The sequence below is a fragment of the Sphingomonas faeni genome (assembly GCF_040407565.1).
GTDB lineage: Bacteria > Pseudomonadota > Alphaproteobacteria > Sphingomonadales > Sphingomonadaceae > Sphingomonas > Sphingomonas faeni_F.
In genome coordinates this window covers 185,488-206,036 of the sequence record NZ_JAPZPR010000001.1, presented here as the reverse complement: position 1 = coordinate 206,036, position 20,549 = coordinate 185,488, and the positions used below count along the sequence as shown (strand labels likewise).

Annotated in this window: 1 protein-coding gene (running past one end of the window); it reads right to left on the bottom strand. The window is 64.0% G+C overall.

Annotated elements, in window-relative coordinates:
- Window positions 1-20,549 carry the 5' portion of a tandem-95 repeat protein gene (locus tag O6Y00_RS00820; protein ID WP_353441377.1) on the bottom strand. 14,707 nt of this gene lie to the left of the window's left edge, so 20,549 of the gene's 35,256 nt are visible here — the first part of the coding sequence; its start codon is at window positions 20,547-20,549; its stop codon lies beyond the left edge, outside the window.

Below are 20,549 nucleotides of genomic sequence, written 5' to 3'. Positions count from 1 at the left end.
CGACCATCCGCGGTGATCGAGACAACCGCGTTCGCGCTCGAGCCGAGGCCCGTCACCGTCAGCCGGTCGCCATCGATGTCGCGATCGTTCGCGATCAGGGTTGCAGGATCGATGGTGAACGCGGTGCCTTCGGCCGTTACGAAACCGCCGTCGCTGACCGTGCTCGGCGCATCGTTGACTGGCGTCACGTCAATGTAGACCTTCGCCTCGGCACGCCCGCCTTCAGGCGTGTTAGCGACGTAGCTGAAGGACGCGCGACCGTTGAAGTTCGCATCAGGCGTGAAGCCGATGCTGCCGTCGCTCGCGAGTGTCGCCATTCCGCCGACAGCGCCATAAACCTGACCGATCAGCATTCGGTCGCCGTCGATATCGTTCGACAGCAGCCGCTCGACGCGGATCGTGAGACCATCGTCCTCCGCTACTGTGAAGCCGGTGTCGTCGATCGCGGTCGCGACCGGCCGGACACGAACGTCGACCGCCCCCGCTGCGAAGCCGTTGCGGCCGTCGGACAAAGTGTAGCGGAACTGGGTCGGACCGTAGAAGCCCCCGGTGGCCGTGAAGACCACGTTCCCCTGGGCGTCGAGAGTAGCGGCGCCGTGATCGCCTCCGTCCACCGAGACGATCCGGATCGGGTCGCCGTCGGCATCGAAGTCGTTGCGCGTGAGATCGCTTGCTCGGATCGTGAGCGCCTGTCCCGTGGTGACCGAGAAGAAGCCGTCCCGCGCTGCGACGGGTGCTCGGTTGGCTAGCAGTTCACTTAGCTTGGAGCGCGACCACGTCACGCCGTCTGCGAAGCTGTACGTCTCGGCTCCGCGGCCATCGGCCGCAAGCGCGTCGACCACGGTAACGCTGTCGTCGAGCGACGAGGCGAAACGGAACACGACGGTTTCACTACCTCGGAACAGCCGCTCGACGGAAACATCCGTGGACGTGAGGCCGACGAACTGGACGATGTCGGTCGCACCCGAGGCGTCCGAGTCCACGATCGTGTCGCGCCCGTCACCGCGCGCGAAGACGTAGCGATCGCCGCCGGCGCCGCCCTTCAGCGTGTCATCGCCCTTACCGCCTGCAAGACGGTCGGCACCGTCGAAGCCGGAGATCGCGTCGCTGCCCGTGCTCGCGATGTCGACCAGTGCGCGGGCCCGCATTGCGTCACGGTTCCACACCGTACCGTCGGCAAAGCGGAGAACGAGGCTCTGCCCGTCGCCGTTGCGCGAGGCAAGTGCGCCGCGCAGCACCAGTCGGTCGCCGTCGTTTGCAAAGGTGACGATGAGATCGTCGCTGTCGACGCCGGCGCGCACCGCAGACGCAACATCCGCAACCACCAGTCCATCAAGACGGACGACGTCGTTGCCACCGTTAAGGCCATCGACCCGATCGTCGCCATCACCGCGGCGATAGACGTACGTATCGTCGTTGCCTTCTCCGCGGACGAGGTCGTCGCCCTTTCCGGGAGTGATCGTGTCGTTCGCCGGCGTGCCCACGACAGTGTCGTTACCGTCCGTGGAACCCGCAGCGAGCACCGCCTGCGCGATGTCCGCAACCGACAACGTCGAGCCCGTGTCCGTGAGCAGGATCTGCTCGACGCCGCGATTTCCCGCGAGCGCATCGAGGATGACGATCTCGTCCCCGCCGTTCGCGAAGCGGATCACGACATCGTCGCTGCCCACACCGCGCCTGGAGAAGCGGAGATCGCCAGCAGAATAGCCCGAGATCTCGAGACGGTCGCCGATGCTGGCTGCGTCGTCACGAATCGTGTCGCGACCATCACCCTTGGCAAAGCGGTAGACGTCCTCGCCCCCGCCGCCGACGAGCAGATCGTCGCCCAAACCACCCGAGAGGATATTGGCGGCGTCGTCGCCGTGGATCACGTCGTCGCCGATCGATGCGGCATGCGCGATCAGATCCGCCACTGTCCACTGACTGCCGTCCGCGAAGCGGACTAGCTCGATCCGGCCGGCACCCAGCGCGTTGTCGATCGTGATCCGGTCATCCCCGGTCGCCGCGGCAAGCGTGAAGCGCGTGCCATCGTTGCTTTGACGCACGCGGGTGGTCCCTGGCGCGAATCCAGCGCCGAGCGAAAGCACGTCATTGCCGCCCCCGGTGTCGACGATCGTGTCCTGCCCGTCACCGACCGCGAAACGATATTCGTCATTCCCGAGCCCGCCTTCGAGCCGGTCGACGCCAGCCCCGCCGGCAAGCGTGTCGTCCCCGTCGCGCGCGATCAGTCGGTCATCTCCGGCTCCGCCCGTCATCGCGTCGGTGCCGTTGGTGCCATAGATCAGATCGTCGCCATCAGTCGGCGCCATCGCCATCGCAACCATCGTCTCGGCGGTCCACACCGTGCCGTCGGCAAAGGCAATCTGCTGTATCGGCATGGTGGGGGATGCGGTGCTGCCGAGGTCGATCCGGTCACCTGTCCCGACGATCTCAAGCGCGATCGTCTCGCGTCCGCGCACGATGCGCACGTCGAAGGGGTTTATGCCCGCGGCGAACTCGACCCGGTTCGCGCCAGCAGTATCGACGATGGTGTCTTGTCCGTCACCGCGGGCGAAGCGGTATACATCGTCACCCTCCCCACCTTCGAGCCGATCGTCACCGATACCGCCAACCAACACGTCAGCAAGCGCGGTACCTGTGAGGCGGTCGTTGCCCGCAAGGCCGGTCAAAACGATGCCCGTCGTGGCGCCTGGGGCGACGAAGCCTACGATCTGATCGTTGCCATCGGTCGCCTGCATCGACCGGGTGACGAGATCGCTCCAATTCCAAGACGTGCCGTCCGCGAATGCGATCGTCTCGATGGCACCGCCCGGAAGCAGAGCCTGCGACAGCAGGATGCGGCCGCCATTGTCAGCGATGCGGAACTCCAGCGCATCGCTACCGCTACGCACGACGGAGACATCGGCTTGCGCGATGCCCGCACCGAATTCCAAGCGGTCCTGTCCACCCGCATCAAGAATCACATCATGGCCAGCGCCCCGCGCGAACCGATAGGTATCGTCGCCCGTACCGCCATAGAGCCGGTCATCGCCGGTACCGCCGTCGAACAGGTCGCCTTCGAAGCCGGCATCAACATCCGCCCCGCCCCGGACGACGTCGTCGCCGGCTCCCCCCGCCAACACGTCGTGGCCACGGCCGCCCTCGATCAGGTCGTTGCCCGCGCCGCCAGAGATCTGGTCGTCGTCGAACCCGCCATCGAGGGAGTCGTCGCCGTCACCGCCCGACAGACGGTCGCTTCCGGCATAGCCGAAGATGGTGTCGTTGCCGCCGTTACCGAGGATTCGATCGTTGCCTGCGGTTCCGCCGAGCGTCGCGCCAGCATCGCCGTCGCTGATCGATACCGAATTGTCCAACCCGATCCGGACGCCGTCGAAATTGGCCGCAGTCAGGTCGGTTACAGCTACGCCGACCAGACGCAGAGTGGGATGGTCGTTGCCTTCGGTATCGCGGACAAGAAGAAGGGTGTCCGATCCGCTCTGTACGAGCTTGACCCGGCCGTCCTCGAATGGGTCCGGATTGCCCTCGGCGAAGCGGATGACGTCGCCGCCAGCACCGACCTGGAAGTCGGTGATGACATCGGTCGCGCGATCCGGTCCGATGCCTCCAGCAGGAACATAGGCGTAGACGTCACGACCCGTACCACCGGTGAAGACGTCGACTGCGAGGTCGTCGCCGATCCCAGCGAAGACATCGTCGCCAGCACCACCGTCGAGTGCGTCGGCACCCTCGCCGCCGGCAAGGTAGTCATCGCCCGAGTTGCCTGCCAGCGAGTCGTCGTTGCCGCTGCCCTGCAGATAGAGGCCGCTCGTCGCGACGTCAGGTACGAGCATTGCAGCGACTGCTGCGAGATCGAGCGTAATGCCCGAGTCCACGATGGTCACCGCTTCCACCACGTTGCCGCCGTTTGCGAACGCACCCGCAACGGTCACCCGGTCGCGGCTGCCCGAAAAGCGGATTACGAGGTCGTCGCCAAGCCGAGCGAAGCGAACCTCGCCGGTGGCGTAGCCCTCGATTTGCAGAACATCGACGGCCGTATCGCCGCGGTCCTCGATCCGGTCATCGCCGTCGCCGGCTCGGAAAACGTATGTGTCTGCCCCGGTTCCGCCGATCAGCAGATCGCGGCCCTTGCCCCCGACGAGGACGTCGTCGCCTGCGCCGCCGTCGATCCGGTCATCGCCGATGCCGCCGTCGATTTGGTCGTTGCCAGCGAGACCGAGCAGGACGTCGCGTCCGGCACCGCCGCCGATCCTGTCGTCGCCCGCAGTCCCCGTATAGCTGTCGTCACCGATGGTGCCCGATAGCGCGCGGGCAACGAGATCACTCGTGCTCCATACGGTACCGTTCGCGAAACGAACCGACTCGATTCCACCGCTCGGCGTATCGATCCCGTTGCTGATGGCAACCACGCCACCGCCGACGAGATGGAGGACGAGCCGTGCACCCTGACGCTCTACCGTCACATCACCGGGAGCGATCCCCGCCGTGAAGACGAGGGTATCGTTACCGCCCTCATCCTGAATCTCGTCCTGGCCGTCTCCGATCCCGATCCGGTAGACATCGTCGCCGAGGCCGCCAGCCAACACATCATCGCCGCGCCCGCCGTCGAGTGTATCGTCACCCGCGCCGCCGACCAGCCGGTCGTTTCCACGGCCCCCTTCGAGGAGATCGTTCCCGCCATTGCCGATGAGCGTATCGTCGCCGGCCAGGCCGGCGAGAGCATCGTCCGCATCGCTTCCGTTGAGCGTGTCCGCAGACCCACTTCCTGCGCGTGTCAGCGCGGCGATCGCCTCGCCGCCAAGCACGGTACCGTCGGCGAAACGCATCTCTTCGATCGCGCGACTGCCGTAGTCGTTGAAGTGCCCCTGAACGAGGAGCCTGTCTCCTGTCGCGATGAGTACGATGAGCAGATCGCCCGCGCCGTTACGCGCGACGGAAATGTCAGCAGCCGAGATCCCAGCTGCGAATACGATGCGGTCGTAGCCCTGGGTCTCTACGATGCGGTCCTGGCCGGAGCCGCTCGCGAAACCGTACGTGTCGTCGCCGTAGCCACCAACGAGCTGGTCGTCCCCTGTGCCTCCGTCAAGCTGATCGTTGCCGTTTCCGCCGTCCAAGCGATCGTTGCCGATGCCGCCATCGAGTTGGTCGTCACCCTCACCGCCGTAGAGCTGATCGTCACCGAGGCCGCCGACGAGCACATCCGCGCCGCCCAGGCCGAAGAGCTGATCGTCGCCGCCGCCGGTACCCGTCGTCTCGACGAGATGAGTCAGACGGACGTTATCGAGGGACGCACCCGTATTGTCCTCATAGCCCGTGCCTCGGAAGGAGAGGATGTTGTCACCCTCGACCGAGACGACCTGCAACGTGGCATGAAGCATCGCGGTCGTGCTGTCCGCGAAACTTGCGATCACCGTGCCGTTCCAGAGCACCTCCATCCCGCCGCTCTCGGGATATGTGCGGTTGGCGTGGTCGAACTGAAGAAGCAGCGTTTCGCCGGCCGCAAGTCCGGCGACCGTCTGCGAGATCACCATGTTGCTGCCGTAGCCGCCGCCGGAATCGAGATCGACCCAGCTGGCGCCGTCGCTCGCGGCAACGCCGCCGTTGCCGCTGTCGACCAGCTCCCAGCCCTGACTGTTTTCGCGCGTCCATCCCGGGATCTTTTCGGCGCTGCGGCCGCCCCAGCCCTGGTACTGGAAAGCGTCACCGGCATCTTCGAAGCTGCCGTTGACAAGCAGATTCGGCCCGACAGGCTGAAGTAGACGGTCGCCATCGCCGCTGATGACGTCATCGCCCTGGGTGCCCGTCAATCGGTCGTCCCCAGCGGTACCGGTCATGGTCGCACCCTGCGTAGGTGCATTGATCAGGACGTTCCCTGGCACCACGGCACGGTTCAGGAGCTCGCGCCCAGACCAGACGGTGCCGTCGGCGAACTTGACCGTACCGATCACATAGCCGTTGCTGCCATAACGGACCGTGATCCGGTCCTCGGTACCCGCCACGCGCAGAATGAGATTGTCGTACGAGTAGTAGGACGGACGTTCGACGACGATCTGGTCGGCGGTGATCCCGCTGGTGAATTCGATCGTGTCGCCATCGCCGTAATAATAGTAATACTGGTTGATCACGTCCTGACCGAAACCAGGCGCGAACACATAGGTGTCGACCCCGCTACCGCCGTCCAGCTGATCGTCACCGGTACCACCAATCAGGACGTCGCTACCGTAGCCACCGCTCAGTACGTCGTCACCAGCGCCACCCGACAGAGTATCTCGGCCATCCGTTCCGGTAAGGACGTCGTCACCGTTTCCGCCTTCCAGGTCCACGCTAGGCTGGATGTCGAGGACCGGTGCCTCCACGGCACGCGCGAGCAGATCGGCCAGAGTCCATGTGCTGCCGTCCGCGAAACGGACCTCGTATGCCGTGGCATCCGCGCCCAACGACGACAGGCTACGAGCCACCACCGATGGGAAGTCGCCGCCCCCGCCGGAACCGCCGCCACGCGCACCCTCGAGCACGAGCGTGTCGTTGGTGCCAACTATCCGAAGACGCAGATCGCCGCGATAGGACGCGGGATCATAGTCCACGACCACATCGCTAGCCGCGATAGTTCCATCGAACTCGATGATGCTTGTTTCGGACGAAGCATCGCCATCCGCATTGACGAACGCACGGACTGCGCTCGATCGGAAGTTCTCCCCGCCGCCGGACGGAAAGCCGCCGCCGCCGCCGCCGTCTTGAATGACGTCATGGCCGAATCCACGCGAAAAGCGGTAGGTGTCGCTGCCGTAGCCGCCCGAAAGCTGGTCGTCGCCCCGGCCGCCGGTCAGAACGTCATCGCCATCACCAGAACGCAGTCTGTCGTTCCCGTCACCACCGTCAATCTGGACGTCCGAGTTCACGAAGGCATTAATGTCGTCGTCGCCTGCGGTGCCGACATACCGTGTCGAGGTCGCTGTCTGCGAGACGTCCTGGTTCGGCGCCGCCATCGCAGCCAGATCATCGTAGCTCCACACCGTCCCGTCGGCGAAGCGGATCTCGTAACCGGCCTGCCAGCCGAACAGACGCAACTGGTCCGCGCCGCCTGAAGCTTCGAGCGTAAAGTAGCCGTCGGTGGCGTTCGCACGCACACTGAAATCGGACGGATTGTAGCCCGCTTCGAAGACGATCGCGTCGCGTTCGCCAGGGTTGCCGAAGGCGTAGACACGATCCTGACCGAATCCTGGCGCGAAACGGTAGATATCGTCGCCCGCATCGCCTTCGAGCAGGTCGTTGCCAGCTCCTCCGATCAAGACGTCGTCGCCATCGCCGCCGATCAGTATGTCGTTACCGGCACCTCCTGCCAGGATGTCATCTCCGTCGGCACCGTCGAGAAGATCGTCACCGGCAGAACCGGACAAGGAATCCGCGACGCCAACTCCGCGCAGAACCGCGAACGGAGCATCGACCAGACGCGCGGCGAGGTCGTCGCCGGTCCAACTCGTGCCGTCTGCGAAACGAACGGCTGAGATCAGGCTCAGCGCGGTTTCACCGCCGTCGAACATGATACGATCGTCCGTGCCGTCTACGCGAAGGTAGATCGATCCGTCCCCGCCGCGTTCGACGCGAACGTCGGTCGTCCCGATCGTTTCGTCGAAAGCGATCACGTCGCCGGGGCCTGCATAGCTGCCGCCGCCGGGTACGTAATCCGCCGCGATTGTGTCCTGGCCGAACCCGCGCGAGAAGCGATAGGTGTCCTGCCCCTCGCCCCCGACGAGATAATCGTCACCCGCGCCTCCGATCAGGGTGTCGTCGCCGCTCTGACCGAAGAGCGAGTCCGACCCTGCGGAACCTACGAGCGTGTTATCTCCGGCATCGCCGAACTGGTATTGGTCGGGCGACTGGTAGCTGGTCCGCGACGCGATCTCGTTGGCGTCCCACACGGTGCCGTCGGCGAACTGCATGGATGGCAGCGAGTAATAATATCCGTTGTCGACCGTGATCCGATCCGCACCGCTGCCGATGATGATCTGGAACCGATTGTAGCCGTATTCCGATACGAGCTGAACGTCTTCGGGTGCGATCCCCTCGCCGAATACGATGCGGTCGTCGAAGAGTTCATATCCGACCGTCGCGATCGAATCATGGCCATCGCCGAGGGCGAACCGATAGGTATCAGCGCCGTTCCCGCCGTCGAGCAGGTCGTTGCCGGTGCCGCCCGTAAGATCATCGTTACCTGCGCCGCCAATCAGCTGGTCGTTGCCTGCGCCACCGACGAGCTTGTCATCGCCGGCAAGCCCGGAGATCAGATCGTCGCCAGTCCCTCCGGTTAACTCATCGGGATTGCCGACGGCCACCAGATCCACGCCCGACTGGATCGTCGCAGCGGCCCGCATGTCGGCCAGGCTCCAGAAGCTGCCGTCGGCGAAGCGAGCCCCGTCGATCACCGCGTCGTTCTGCGCGTTCACCAGCGTAAGCACGTCTCCGCTGCCCACACGACGAATGATCATATCATTGCCGATTCGCGACCGTTCGATCACCAGATCGCCCTGGGCCACGCCGTCATCGAACGTGAGCAGGTTGTGCTCGTCGTTTCCACCGCCGCTGGTGTCGAACAGACTGTCCTGTCCCCAACCCGCGGCGAAGCGATAGGTGTCGTTCCCTGCACCGCCCGAAAGGAAGTCGCTGCCGGCGCCCCCGTTCAGAACGTCGTCTCCGCCATTGCCCTCGAGCGCGTCGTCGCCAACACCGCCGCTCAGTTGGTCGTTGCCTCTGTCCCCGTACAACGTGTCGTTACCGACACCTCCGGCAAGCACTGCATCATCGACCAGCGGCTGGTCTATGAACGAGGTCTCGACCGGGACGGCGATCTGCGCGAGATCGGCCGCGGTCCATACGGTACCATCGGCGAAGCGCACGCCAGCGAAGTTCGCGGCACCGCTCAGTCCGTTTTCAACGGTGATGCGGTCGCCGTTGCTCCGCGATCGCAGCCGTAGATCCTGATAATCGGCCTCGACGACGATGTCGGTGGGATCGACGTCCATCCCGAACTCGATCCAGTCGGGTCCGTAACCGCTGCCCGCCCAGGAGTAGTTGTACGGATTGATCCGATCCTGGCCCCAGCCAGCAGCGAAGCGGTATACGTCAGCGCCACGACCGCCATCGAGATAGTCGTTGCCCTGACCGCCGACCAGGATGTCGTCGCCGTCACCTGCATAGATCGTGTCATCGCCAGCGCCGGCAAGGATCTCGTCTGCACCACCGCTGCCGCTAATCTGATCTTCGCCGTCGCTCCCGACGAGCGGCCCAGACGCACTGGTCCCGTCGAGCGACAGTCCTCCGGTGCCGATCGGCACTGCACGCGCAATCAGTGCGGAGTTGTCCAGCGCCGTTCCGTCCGCGAAGGTGACCAACCCGATCATGCTCGCGTTCGTGGTGATCCGGTCGTTCGTACCAGTGAAGCGAAGCACCATTCGGTCGTAGCCGTCGAACTCGACCACGAGATCCGCAACGCTGATGCCTTCACCGAAGACGATCGTACCATCTGCGCCACTATTTGAAGGCCCGTCGGCCCGAAGCATGGGCCCGTTGTTGCCACCCTGCCCAATGACGTCGTGCCCGAAGCCTGCGGCGAAGCGGTAGGTGTCCGAGCCGCCGCCGCCCAGCAACTGGTCGTTCCCTGTTCCGCCATCCAGAATGTCGTTGGACGAGGAACCGAGCAGCGTGTCGTTGCCTGCACCACCGATCAGCTCGGCGCCGCTCGGGAAGGACGAGGCGTCGATCGTATCGTCGCCGGCACCCCCCGCGAGCGCGCCCTGCGCCTGGCCCACTTCGGTCAATCCGGGCGTCTGCCCGGCCGCGACACGCGCCATGGCATCGGCGTAGGTTATGAGCGATCCGTCGGCGAAACGCAGCTCTTCGATCCGCAGGCTCTCTTCGTTCGCGCCGCCTTCGATCGTGATCCGGTCGCTGCCGTTGCCGACCCTTATGATGAGGTCTCGGCCTGCTACGGAGAAGCGCAGGTCGGACGCCGCGATCCCGGCGCCGAACTCGATCGCGTCATACCCTCCGGAGTAGTAGTTATAGGACGAATCGATGTCGCGTATCGTATCCTGTCCGTCGCCAAGGCCGAACACGTAGACGTCGTTGTCGCTTCCGCCTTCCAGACGGTCGTTGCCAGTCCCGCCGATGAGACGGTCGGCACCGAAGAAGCCCGAAAGGACGTCGTTCCCGGCACCACCGGTGAGGACTCCAGCACCAGCGTCATCGGCAACATAGTCGTCGCCTTCGCCGCCGCTCGATAGCTGACCGACGATCTGGGCATAACTCAGCCGCGATCCGTCGGCGAAGCGCAGTTCCTCGACGCGGTAGCTGTCGTTGCGGAACCCGTTCTGGATCGTGATGCGGTCGTCACCTCCCGATAGGGAGATGATCAGATCGTTTCCGGACACCGAGAAGCGCACGTCGGCCGCGACGATGCCCGCACCGAACTCGATCGCGTCGTAGCCGCCCGAATAATAGTTGTAGGCGGAATCCACGTCGCGGATCGTGTCCTGGCCGTCGCCGCGCGCGAACACGTAGACGTCGTCGTCGCTGCCGCCTTCCAGACGATCGTTGCCAGTTCCACCGATGAGCCGGTCGGCACCGAAGTAGCCCGAAAGAGCATCGTCGCCGGCCCCGCCCGTGAGGACGCCCGCACCGCTATCGTCGGTGAGACTGTCGTTGCCCGAGGACCCTACGGTCAACTGCGTGACGATCTGCGCATACGTCATCACCGAGCCATCGGCGAAGCGCAGCTCCTCGATACGGTAGCGGTCGTTGCGGAAGCCGTTCTGGATCGTGATCCGATCGTCGCTTCCGAACAGAGCTATGACCAGATCGCTGCCAGCGACCTCGAAGCGAAGGTCGGTCGCGCCGATGCCCGCGCCGAGCTCGATCGCGTCGTAGCCGCCAGAGTAATAGTTGTAGGCGGAGTCGATGTCGCGGATCGTGTCCTGCCCGTTGCCGCGACCGAACACGTAGACGTCGTTGTCGCTGCCGCCCTCAAGCCGATCGTTGCCGGCGGCACCGACGAGCCGGTCGGATCCGAACGAACCGACGATCGTGTCATTTCCCCAGCTGCCGGTCAGCGTATCGGCACCCGAGGTGCCGCTGAGCGTCTGGTCGGAGACGACGATGTGCGCGCCGCCTGCGAAGTTCTCGTCGGTGAGCGAACTCGCCCGCACGTTCCTGAGCCGCAGTAGGGCACGCGCGTCATCGAGCGAGACGGTGCCACGCTCGGCGAAGTACACCACGGTATCTGCGCCAACCTGACGCGCCACGACGTCGCCTACGAGACCCTGCGCGATGGCGATGTCGAGAGCGTCGCCGGTCGCGCCGGACGCGAAGTTCACGATCGTATCGACGCCGTCACCCCAGCGTGCCGCGGAGACGAACACGTCATACTCGTTCTGCGCCGCCGCACCGATGAGCTGCCTCGAGAACAGACCCGATCCGATCTGACCGACCTGTCCGACATCCGTCGCCGCGCTCGGCGTCGAGGTATCGACTGCGAGGATACGCACACGCTGATCGTTGCTCGCACCACCCGTGCCCGCACCGAAGCCGAACCAGACCTGCGTCGCGCCGCCGAACAGCAGTCCTTCGGCATCATAGCTCTTGCTGGAGACGGACGCCCCGTCGAACGAGTAGGACAAGGTCTGAGACCCGGCGTCCCAACGGATCACGACGTCGTGCCAACGGGCGTCCTCGATGTTGCCGTGCTCGTGGAACGGATCGAACGTGGTATCGTCGAACTCACCGTTACGGACGATCTGCGAGAAGTCGCCAGGCTGACCACCGTTCTGATAGGTGTCGAAGACCACACCGAACGAGCCCGGCACGAGCGCGCCCATGCCGCCGCCGCCGCCGCCCGTGATCGCACTCGGACCTTGGGCCTGAAGCGCGAAGGATAGGCCATCCGCGCCCCCGTCGTTCCCACCGAAGAACATCTGCGTGGTCCAGGTGACGTTCTGACTAAGGTCGATGCCCCCCCACACCGCGCCAACGGCGTAGCCGTAATCGGGAGTCAGTTGATATTCGCCGTCGATGACGTGGCTGGCGTTGCCGACCGTCGCGAGGCCATCGACTGGGAGGCTCGTGGTAACGCCGGTCCCTATGCCGATCGTGGTGTTGCCGCCACCCGTGCCGCCTGAGTCGCCGCCGCCGGCCCCGCCGCCAGCGAAGATCGGATCGGTGAAAGGATCCCCCGCCGCCGTCGGATGAAGTCGTGCCGCCGCTGTCGCGGCGTCGACCACGAGCGTGCGCAGCACAGCCGCGTTCAGCGTCGTGCCATCGACGAACTGGATCTGATCGATCGGGGCGAGGCCCGCAACCGCGCCGCCTGCGATCGTGATGCGGTCGTCCGAGCCGACGAACCCGAGCACGAGGTCGCTGCCGACCCTCGTCACGACCAGCGCTGCTTTGGTCAACCCGCCCGATAGCTTGAGAACGTCGAACGACCCCGCGGAATCGGATTCGCGGATCGTGTCGTGTCCGTCGCCCGACGTGAACTGATAGGTCGTATCGCCTTCGCTGCCGACCAGGAGATCGTCGCCGCGACCACCTGAGATCGTGACCGCAACGTCGCCGATGCCAGACAGGTCGATCGTGTCGTCGCCAGCACCGCCGGTTCCGAGCCGTTGATAGATATCGGCGAGTTGCCAAACAGTTCCGTCAGCGAACTGGACCTGCTCGATCGACAGGTCACGCCCGCCCGGATTGGGCGCGAGGAAATCCTTGAGCAGCACGCGATCGCCGCTCGTTCCGAGCACAAGCGCTACATCGTTTCCACCGGCGGTCTGTACCTTGATCTCGGATGCGGTGATGCCGGGGCCGAAGCGGACGCGATCAGGCGTATCGTTGCTGCCGCCAAGGTCAACGATGACGTCCTGCCCGTCGCCGCGCTCGAAATAATACGTATCACCGCCGTCGCCGCCCTTGAGCAGGTCATCACCCCTGCCGCCCGTCAAGACATCAGCGCCGCGTCCGCCCTCCAATACGTCGTTGCCCAGTCCGCCAAAGATTTCGGCACCGGTCCATGTTCCAATTTGCGATTTGGCAGCTGGAACGACGATGTGATCGTCGCCATCGGTCGCAGCGACCGCAAGCGCGTACGACTGGAAGGACCGGGTCCGGCCATCGGCGAAGCGCACGCTCGCGACAACGGGATCGATGCTGCCAGCGGGATCGACCAGTACTACACGATCGTTCGTACCCGAGATGCCGAGAACCAGATTACCATCGACGTCGCGGTGGGCGAAGATGTCCTCGACCGAGATGCCTGCGCCGAACGATAGCGTCGCCAGGCCGTCGGCCCCGTTGCCCGCATCGATCCGGTCGATGCCATCGCCGCGATTGAAGACATAGGTATCAGCACCGCCGTTGCCGATCAGCACGTCGTCACCGCGGCCGCCCGCCAGGACTTCGCCCGCACCGCTGCCAACGATCCGATCATCGCCGTCATGGCTAGCTGCGTCGGCGCGCGCAAAGAGCGCGGCGCGCGTAATGGTCGTGCCGTCGCCGAACACGACGCTATCCACGCCTTGGCCGTTGCCGTCGTAGCGCAGCACGACCTGATCGCCCGCGGCGCCGAACGCCAACACGAGTTCGGCGCGATCGGGGGCGGCGCGTGACACCACCATCTCATCGGGACGGTAGCCGGTGACCTTCAACGTATCGGTGCCGCCCGCGTCGTCGATCACGTCGCGGCCATCGCCGATCTGGAAGAGGTAGGTATCGTCGCCTGCGCCGCCGCGAACCTGATCGTCGCCCTTGAGGCCGCGGATCGTGTCGGCGCCATCACTGCCGAGAATGACGTCGGCACCATCGGTCGACTGATCGTCGATCGCCCGTTGAACGAGTGCCGTCTTGGTCCAGACGGTACCGTCGCCGAATTCGATAGTCGGGACCGCGCCGGTGCCGAGTGCCCCTGCGACGGTCAGCTGGTCGCCCGTCGAGAGCATGTCGATGACGAGGTCTTGGCTGTCGAGCGATGCCAGACGGACGCGGACGCCGCTAGCAGGCACGTCTGCCAGTCGGACCGTGGCGTTCGCGACGCCCGAAGGCATCTCGACCCGGTCGAGCCCGTCGCCTGCGTTGACGACCAGGCGGCTACCTTCGGCAAGCTGGATGCGGTCGTTGCCGCGTCCGGTCGACAGTTCGATATTGGCGCCGAAATCGCGCAGATCGACGATATCCTGCCCCTCATGCGAGGCCGCAGCATAGAGTTGACGACGTACGTCGACGATCGAAAGCGATGTACCGTCCGCAAAGACGAAGCTCTCGACCGGCGCATTCTTGTACCCACCGAGGATCACGAGCTTGTCGGTGCCGGTGGCGAGCGTCACCAACAGATCGTCACCGACCTGGGTGAAGGTGACGCGATCCGAAGTTATGGTATCCCCGAACACGATCCGATCGATCCCGCCGGAATCGCGGACGCTGTCGCTGCCGTCACCAATGCCAAACCGATACGTGTCGTTTCCGTAGCCGCCCGCCATCGCGTCGGAGCCTGCGCGCCCGGCGATGGTATCGTCACGATCGTCAAAGCCGACCAGGTCGTCGTCACCGTCAGTTCCGGTCAGCAACCGGTCGAGGACCGAGGTGAGCGTCACGGTCCGGCCATCGTCGCCGGTGAAGATCGTGGACTGGTCGAGCTTGAGCGTCGATCCGTCGGCGAACAGAAACTCCTCGACCCGCGTCGAGGCGAGCCCGCCGACGATCGTCAGCGCATCGGCACCGTTGCCGAGGTCGACGATCAGGTCCACGCCGTCCCGGCGGAACCGCACGTCGTCGCGCGCCACGGACTCGCCGAACACGACCTTGTCGATCACGCCAGGACGATCGGCCTTCTCTTCGATCCGATCGAAATCATAGCCTGCGCTGAAGGCATACGTGTCCGCGGCATTTCCGCCCACGAGGCGATCGTCGCCCTGCCGCCCGTCGAGGACGTTTGGCTGGTCGAGAATGCCGGAGATGACGTTGTCGGCGCTGTTGCCGCCTTCGATCGCGAGCTTCTGCTCGATGTCGCGGATCGTCCAGACGGTGCCGTCGTAGAAACGGAACTGTTCCACCGCGTTCTCGACGCTGCCGAACTGGTCGCGCACGCGCAAGGAATCCGCGAAGGCAACGCCGTTCTCGCTGCGGATGGTGATGACGAGATCGTTGCCGCTCTTGGCGAACACGATGTTGTCGATCGTGATGCCTGCCCCGAGCTCGATCGCATCGGCGACCGGAACGCGCATGCCCGGACGATCGTCCCAATATGCACGGACGCGCTTGTCGACGATCACGTCGTCGCCATAGCCTATGTCGAACTTGTACGTGTCGCCGCCATCGCCACCGATCAGAAGGTCGTTGCCGCCCCGCCCGTCGATCGTCTCGCCGAAATCGGAGCCGCGAATGACGTCGTCGGCATTGGTGCCGACCAGATCGAGGTCTTCCGGGTTGACGTCGGTGAACAGGACCGTGCGGTCGCCGAACTGCAGATACTCGACCGCGAAATGCTGTCCGCCGTCCCGGACGTATTGGTTCTGAAGTACCAGTCGCTCGCCTGTGCCCTTCAGCGTGATGACTAGGTCGAGCGCGGTGCGTGAGAAGGTGACGTCAGTCGAGGCGAGACCCGCGAAAGCAACGCTGTCGTCGCCGTCTGCGTCGATGATCGTATCGGAGCCGCTACCGAGCCCGAAAGCATACCGGTCGTTGCCGCTGAGGCCTTCGAGCAGGTCGTTGCCGGCGCCGCCGTCGATCTGGTCGCTGATGCCTTCGAAGCCGTAGATGTGATCGTCGCCTGCGGTAGCGGCGACGTCGACGTAGTGCTGAAGCAGCTGCAGATAGGACCAGGTCGTGCCATCGCCGAACTTCACGGTCTCGACGAGGTTGATGTAGCCGACGAGCAGAATTTCCTTGAGGAAATCCTTCATGATCACCTGATCGCTCGTGCCCTTCACCTGCATCGTCAGCGTGTCTGACGGGCCCTCGCGCAGGTAGTCGAAGTCAGTCCAGCGCAGATCGTCGGTGAACGTGAGTAGATCGTCCTTCGGTCCGAACAGCGAGGATGAATAGTCGGCGTCCTCGATCACGTCCTGGCCGTAGCCACGGCCGTAGACATAGGTGTCGAAACCGGCACCGCCGGTCAGATAATCGTCGCCTCGTCCCCCATCCAGCGTGTTGGCGTTGAGCATCCCGTAGATCGCGTCGTCACCGTCGGTCTTGGCGTTGGCCAGCACCTTGGCGACGATCTGCTCGAAATCCAGACTGGTGCCGTCTTCGAAGATCAGGCGCTCGATGAGATTGGGCGCGACGTAGTCGAGACCCGCATCGCCCCCCAGTAGGTCCTTGAAAGCACCGAGGTTCAGTCGGACACCGCCGAACTGCCCGACGATCTCGATCGTGTCGCTCGTCTCGCGGCCCTGCTTGTCCAGGACGACGATTTTGAGGTTGTCGCTCGCGCCGTCGCGGATCAGACGGAGGTCGTTCGCAGAGATGTCGCCGTTGAAGCGGAGGAAATCGAGTCCAGCCTTGATCGGCCCGAACGAAAATTTACCTTGGTCGTCGATGACGTCCTGTCCGTCGCCGCGCTCGAAGACGTAGATGTCACCACCCGCGCCGCCCGATAGATAGTCGTTGCCCTTGCCGCCCCATAGGATGTCGGCGGAGCCGGAACCGATATAAGGGTCGTTGTAGTTGCCCGCCGCGCGATCGCGGTCGACGACCTCGAGCGACATCCGGGTGCGATCCCAGATGATGCCGTCGGCAAAGACGATCGTGTCGATGCCCGACTGGAACTGCTTGCCATTCAGCAGATAGTCGTTGAGTTCGCCGAGGAACTGATCGCGGATGCGGACGCTGTCAATGCGCCCCTTGATGGTAAGAATCAGGTCTTCGCCATCGCGAACCGCCGTCACGTCGGCCGCCTTCACGTCGGTGAGACGTAGCTCGTCGACGTCACCCAGATCGACGTCGACGATCTGGTCCTGACCCGACTGACGACCTACGAAATAATAGTCGGACCCGCGGTTGCCGACATAGGTCTGGTCGCCACCGGTCATGTAGAAGAAATCGGTGCCGTCGGTGCCGGACACCGTCGTATCAGACGATGTATGCGTGCGGATACGCGTCTCGTCGATCGACAGAGCATGTGCTGCCGCGAAGATGTCGAGCGGGATGCCGACCGTCTCGAACGCCGGCAGCATCATCTGGAAGATGTAGGCCTGATCGATCGCGACCGTGCCGCCCCACAGGTTGCCATCACCCTTCATCTGATAGTCGGGATAGACCTGCCAAAGGATCTCGTTCCAATCGGTCAGATAGTTTAACGCGGCATCGTCGACGTTGGTCTTCGGCGCCCCGGCAAAGATAGCCTCGAACACGGGCGCAAGCTCGCGGTCCGTGGTCGCGTGCCAGCTGCTGGTCGTCACGTCGTAGGCGATGCCCTTCGCGAAACCGCTTAACCCTCCTTCAAGCGCAAGCCGGACAGCCGCGCGACGACTGCTGACGATGTATTCCGCCATCGCCGCGCCGATCAGATCGATCATCGGCTTGATCGCGGACACGTATTCGGTGCCCGGTACGCCGGTTTCGATGCCCGGAAGCACGGAATAGCTGAGATGACCGGTCGCGTCGTTCGCGGTTGCGGTCAACATTTCCGGATGAAAGTCGATACCGCCCAGGCTCGTCGCGAAATGGAACTGTGCCGGCGTCAGCAGTTCGACGCGATAGGTCGAGTCGTCGGTTGAACCGACTTCGTCGAGATGATCGAAATCGATCGCGTAGTTCCGCAAGGCAAATTCGCGATAGTCACCGGTTTTCGCCTGAAGCTCCAGCGCACGGTCGAGGTTGCGCGACCAGACGTAGAAGCTGCCGTCGCGATCGGTGACCTGCACGGTGTAGTCGACCGCGATGCCATCAGTGAACCGAACGCCGATCTGCTTCACCGGGATACTGGCGTACGGGTTGTAGCCGATCGCCTCGACGCGCCATTCCTGCCCCGCGGCATGCGCCTGTGCGAGGATATCTGCACGGGTCGGGGCTGCTATCGCTAGGCCCCCGGCGCCCGTCACCGCAGCACCGCTTGCGAGCCGCCAGCTGCCGTCTGCCTGCTTGACGCCGTAGTCGAGCACCACTGCACGACCATCGACGATCCTTACGAGATACGGCGCGTCGTCACGGAACGTGGGAGCCTCGCCCCGGTCGACCGGGGACCAACCCTGCTCTAGCCGCCAGCCGCCGCCCATGGCGATCAGCTGCTCCATCGTCGCGCGAGCGACCGGTTGGCCTTGGCCGTCGGTGATCGCCGCCCCGGATTCACGCGTCCACCAGCCGCCAGCCGCGTCCTCGTGATACACGCCGCGATCGAGCAGCACGGCGTTGCCGGAGACGTCCGTACCAACAAGGACTGCAGTCAGTTCGCGTGTCGTCTCGAGCGTTTCCCCCCATTCGCCGATGACGCTGCCTACCTGCTGGACCAGCGTCTTGAGGTTCGGGGCAGTCATGGCCGCGGCGACCTTGGCCACTCGATCGCCGAAGCCGATGTCGTTGGCCATCGCGACCGACAGATCGGCGATCGAGCCGAACCCCTTGCTGTCGAGCGCCAGCCCCTTCTGCCAGTCGGCTTGACCGCCTTCGCCCGCGAATTTGGTGTCGATGTCGTTCGCCGCCAGGATCGCCTCGAACAGTTGCGTCGTGGCGCCGCTTGCGAAGGTGACCGTCGACCGTCCAGTGAGCTGAGCACCCTGCGGCGTCGTCGTCGACAGCGGATCTTTCGCAAGGGAGATCGAGACGATGCCGAGCTGGTCAAGCGTCTTCAGTTCGCCGGCGTCTGTGACACCGTCCTGATCGTAATCCTGCCAGATCTTGAGTTCGGACCATATCGCATCGGCGACAGTGATCCGGCCATCGCCGTTGCTGTCGTACTGTCCGAGATCCGCGAAGCCGCCGCCGAAGCGTGCGCCGAACATCTCAGAGACGTCGTCGATGCGGTCGTTGCGGTTGATGTCGCGGACGAGGAATCCGTCGTCGCCCCTGATCCAGCCGGTATGCTCGGCGAACTTGTCGCCATCGACGTCGAAATAGACCTCGCTATCGGCCTGATCGGTTGTCTCGATGCCGTCGCCATCCAGATCGATGACGAGTGGATCCTTGCCGTCTGCCCAACCCGTTGCCTTCGCCGCTCGGCTGAGGGCCGTGAACATGCTCAGAATGGAATCGAACGAGGCAAGCAGCTGCGCTTCGAGCGCGAAGACCTGCGATCCCGCTATCGGAGGGAGCGCAGCGACGAGCTGAAGGAAGCCGATCAGCGGATTGCCCTTCTTGAACACCATGTTCATGGTGCCCTGAGGCTTGCCGCTGTCGCCGTTCACACGACCGAGATCGTAGGTTTCGTAACCCCAATATGTCGCATTGAAGTCGAAGTTTTTTATCCGCATCACACCGGTGATGTCGGTCGAATTGCCAACACCTGCGGGCGCGGAGAAGATGCCCGGCTTGCCCGTGACCGCCTTGAAGAATCCATCGAAGATGTCGCCGACGAGCAGATCCTTGCCGTCCATCTTGTAGGTGAGGAACGGCATCAGGTAGTCGAAGTAAACCTTGTTGCCGCTCGCGTAGGCGGCTGTCTGCGCCGCGCCGCTCACAGCCGAGGCGACCTGCAGGCTGCCTGTCATTGCTCCGAGCGCAAAACCGACGATCGAAGCCGCCGCGTCGCCGCCGGTCATGGGAATGCCGAAGAACTTCAGCACGTCGTAGTGCTGCGCGTCCTCGATCGTGGTGTTGGCGTAGAACCAGAAGTTGTCGGCGTTGGCCGACACGTCGGCAGCGCGGTTGCCGTCGGCATCTACTCCGCTGGCGAAATCGCCCCAGAGTTGGCCCTTGTCCGACGTGTTGAAGATCCAGTCGCGACCAAGACCGCCGGCTGTGATCGCCTTCTCCCCGCCAGAGGCATAGATCCAGTCGTTGCCCTCGCCGCCATCCAGCGTGAGTTGCAGGTTTTCGGTAGCCCCCGCCGTACCCGCCTTGACGTATTTTGCTCCGTCAAAGACGAGGATGTCGCTACCCTTGCCACCGGATATTTCGCCGTAACCGGAATGGACAGCGTAATCACCCGAGAAGTAAAAACGGTCGTCTGCCTCAGTAAGTATGACATTTTCAACGCCCCGGACGTTGAGCGCATCGCCAAGACTCTTGGCACCGATTTCCTCTGTAGCCAACGACGTTTTGAGCGCGAGAGCGCCAAGCGGACCGGCAAGTGTTACCAACGCGGTTGTAAGCGCTTCCCCGAACTTGCCAGCGCCCCAAGTATACCCGTCGTACCATCCCACGCCGCTCTTACCCAGGACGCCTGGACGAGATACATATTGCACGGTGTCGTAATCGCTTTTGCTGCGATTGCCCTCTTTCGCATTATCGAGATCAATTTGTATGCTGGACTTCAGAATGCTGCCGGTAAGCGTTCCATCGACATAACCGTCGAGGTCTGCGCTGCTAACGCTCAGCTTGTCGGCATAACTTGTGAGCACGATCTGCTCGATGCCCTGCAT